General features: G+C 46.5%; 6 protein-coding genes. 2 read left to right on the forward strand and 4 right to left on the reverse strand.

Annotated elements, in window-relative coordinates; translation table 11 throughout:
* Positions 1-268, forward strand: a 268-nt coding sequence (locus tag NDA01_RS31695; protein WP_431193623.1) for a Nif11-like leader peptide family natural product precursor, incomplete at its 5' end; no start/stop codon positions are given.
* Here the strand turns inward: NDA01_RS31695 and NDA01_RS31700 are convergent.
* The 3 genes from NDA01_RS31700 to NDA01_RS31710 all read right to left on the reverse strand — a co-directional run bounded on the left by NDA01_RS31700 (position 265) and on the right by NDA01_RS31710 (position 2,158).
* Positions 265-402, reverse strand: a complete 138-nt coding sequence (locus NDA01_RS31700; protein ID WP_348231186.1) for a hypothetical protein — start codon at positions 400-402, stop codon at positions 265-267. The two genes, NDA01_RS31695 and NDA01_RS31700, sit on opposite strands and share 4 nt — an antisense overlap.
* On the reverse strand, positions 395-913 hold the full coding sequence (locus tag NDA01_RS31705) for a hypothetical protein (protein WP_348231187.1): 519 nt from the start codon (positions 911-913) through the stop codon (positions 395-397). The genes NDA01_RS31700 and NDA01_RS31705 overlap by 8 nt, the downstream gene beginning before the upstream one ends.
* 261 nt (positions 914-1,174) lie before the next feature.
* A complete protein-coding gene (locus tag NDA01_RS31710) occupies positions 1,175-2,158 on the reverse strand; it encodes a hypothetical protein (protein ID WP_348231188.1) in 984 nt (327 codons plus the stop codon).
* Positions 2,159-2,565: 407 nt separating this feature from the next.
* Between NDA01_RS31710 and NDA01_RS31715 the strand changes: the two genes are divergently transcribed.
* Entirely contained in the window at positions 2,566-2,658 is a 93-nt protein-coding gene (locus tag NDA01_RS31715) for a ParA family protein (RefSeq protein WP_348231189.1), read from the forward strand.
* On the opposite strand, the gene NDA01_RS31720 is transcribed toward NDA01_RS31715, so the two are convergent.
* Positions 2,642-2,804, reverse strand: a 163-nt coding sequence (locus NDA01_RS31720; protein ID WP_348230986.1) for a transposase, incomplete at its 5' end; no start/stop codon positions are given. The genes NDA01_RS31715 and NDA01_RS31720 overlap by 17 nt on opposite strands.

Genomic DNA, 2,804 nt, shown 5'->3' on the forward strand with positions numbered 1-2,804 from the left:
ACTGCTGTTTTTCTTTATATTACGAGTAGCTAGCGAGGATCAAATTTTAAATATGGCTTTTGAGCAAATCGAAGCATTTTTAAAGAAAATGCAGTCTGAACCTGAACTTAAAAACGAGGTGCTCGCAGCATCAACCGCAGATGATGTTGCGCGAATAGCACTAAAGCTTGGTTTTGAATTTTCAGGTGATGAATTATTGAGAATGTCAGGTAAGAAAGTTGGCAGCGTTACTGTTAGAAAAACTGATCTTCCTGGAGAGTACAACTAGGCCCCGCGCTGTTCTGCTAACCACTCGCGAGCGATCGCCACTTTCACTCTTTCACCCAGCTCTTTAAGGCCGTTAATCCCGCTAATTTGCGGGTGGCAGTCGCTACTTGTATCCCGTCTAGATTTCTCAATCATGCACCTGCATATAAGCAAGTTGACTTGTTGGAGAATACAACAGAAGCAACTCATCAACGAAACCTTTTGAAGCTTCCCGAAATTCGCGATTGACATAACATTCTCCTCCCTCCTGAACGTCTGACGGCTCCCACGAAGCCGTTGGACGATACTCTCCTACGTGCGGCGCACCCACGCTGTAACACTCATCCTGAGGCAGTAATTGGCTCTCCCTAATAAACTGCTCGATATTTGATGAGTTCACATTGAAGCGGCACTGGTGGGAATAAGAGTAAGCTGTCCTGTCTCGATCATTAGTTACACACTGGAGGTTAGATACTTTCCCAATCAGATTGGGATATTGCATGTAGAATCCAGCATAAGTTGGGACAGCACTACGGGTATTTAGCAGACGGGGGACAGCGGAAGCAATAAGCAAGACATAGGCATGGAAACAATAGGAACCAACGATGGCACAACCAATGAGCAGTCGAGGAGCAACAAAAAATAAACGCTTTGATAGTTGTGCCATCGTTATTCCCTATGAAGTAGCACCAAGCTAGCAAATCTCAAACGTTCAAGCTTTCAATCGTGCCTAGAAGCTAAGAGACGCGATCGCTCCCTTCAGTTATGGCCCCAACACCTCTAAATATCGTTGAGGTACTCGCAAGCTACGACGGCTCGATATCTCCTGAACAACTCGAAGCAGCACTCCAGTAGACTCATCTGAGTTAGCGCAGTTTGTTCAAAACTATGCGTGCTAACTCCCACAAAACCAAAGCAAGGGTGCAGACTAATCTTCCAAATTCAGATTGATTTGCGGAACGCATAACCAGTTGCTGAGTTCTTGAGCTAGCCACTGGGATTCTCTGAGAGTGAGTTGTCCGTGAGTAATCTGCTGGTAGCGGAGTCTCACTTGTAGGGCAACGTCCAAATAGTTGCCAACCCGGGGTCGAATTAGGCGGACTTGCCTGATCTCCTCTCTAGCCCAAGAACGTGTCCAGAATGGGTATCCGAATAGCTCATAAATCATCGCAACCCGATGCTCATCAATTTGGAGCCGAACTCGATATTGGCTATAAAGCACGATGCCTATCAAAAACAGGGGGAGCGCGATCGCGAAGCCTGCTTGTGCAGAGGTCAGGAGACGCGGCGAGGATAGACAACTATCTCCAGTTCTTCCTTCACAAACGCTGAAGTACAACTGTCGATACCCGAACACAGACAAGATGAAAGACAGTGAAGCAATGAGTCGCCAACCCATAGGGGCCAGGGGCAATGTCGCAGTTAACATCTGGTCTATTTTGTTGAGTGCAACCAGATGGGAAGGCGGCTCATCCCCCGCTACGACTGTCCTGGCTGTTGTTTGCTTTTCATACCATTGGGCCAAGTTGTAGCCAAGGGCATCGCCGATGAGGGTTGCAAAGACAGAGACGGTCACGCAATGAAAGCCAATCAACAAAGCCGAGATGGGAGTCATGCCTTTGTTGATATTGGTTAAGAGCACGCTCAGGCAAACACCAATGCCAGAAAAACCAGCCCCCATCACCCGGCTCATCCAGCGATGATATTTCACGTGGGTGAGAGGATAAAAAATCACGCAGGTGACGAGACCCAGCAACAAACCATTACATAGCCCTAGCCCCAGACCATACATAGCACCCAGTAAAACGCCAAAATAGGCTCCACCGGGTATCGGAAAAAAGACACCTAAACCATACAGTCCACCAAAGGTCAGTCCTGCTAGCAGCCCCAGAAAAGTGCTTTGCCAGGTCATGCAGACCAGTACATACATTCTTGAAAGAGGCTTCACTGATTGCCTGTTTCCACGAGCCATCGTTCTGTTCCTTAGCAGTAGAACAAGCTTCTATCTTGCACCTAGTCCTTGGAATGAAGATGAGCGATCGCCCCAAGCTCTTTTTTTGACGCATTGCCTATACCGCAATTAGTCCATTTTGTGAGATCCTTACTTAGCTTGCTCGCAAATAACTTAATAAATTATTTTGGACTAACATCTTGGACTAAAACTTTAATTATCTACTTGAGTAACTGCGTACGCAGCTGTTCAGTGCGTTGAATATTTGCTTAGTTAAACTGTTAAGTAACTAGGTTTTTAGCAAGAAGGCTAGCCAGCTGGTCAAAATTCTGGCAGGCTGGCTAGTTAAGAGTTTGCAATTAAATTCAATGATAATCACAATCGTTGCCTATAAAGGTGGGGTTGGCAAAACGACTACAGCCATCCACCTTGCCTGCTATAGCTTTACGGATGCATCTTAGGACATTGTTTGAAAGCATTATCCACACAATCCTGAAAGTTGGCAAACTCATCCCATCGCTGTCGCAGCCAATTCTTGAGCACAAACCACCAATGCTCAATCGGGTTCAAGTCCGGGGAATAAGGCGGCAGATACCAAAGCTCACAG

The organism is Trichocoleus desertorum AS-A10, assembly GCF_039962155.1.
GTDB lineage: Bacteria > Cyanobacteriota > Cyanobacteriia > FACHB-46 > FACHB-46 > Trichocoleus.

Bases quoted from the DNA above. Each gene is read 5' to 3' on its own strand.
- NDA01_RS31715 (WP_348231189.1), top strand. From the start codon at position 2,566: ATGATAATCACAATCGTTGCCTATAAAGGTGGGGTTGGCAAAACGACT.
- NDA01_RS31700 (WP_348231186.1), bottom strand. From the start codon at position 402: ATGATTGAGAAATCTAGACGGGATACAAGTAGCGACTGCCACCCGCAA.
- NDA01_RS31710 (WP_348231188.1), bottom strand. From the start codon at position 2,158: ATGACCTGGCAAAGCACTTTTCTGGGGCTGCTAGCAGGACTGACCTTT.
- NDA01_RS31705 (WP_348231187.1), bottom strand. From the start codon at position 913: ATGGCACAACTATCAAAGCGTTTATTTTTTGTTGCTCCTCGACTGCTC.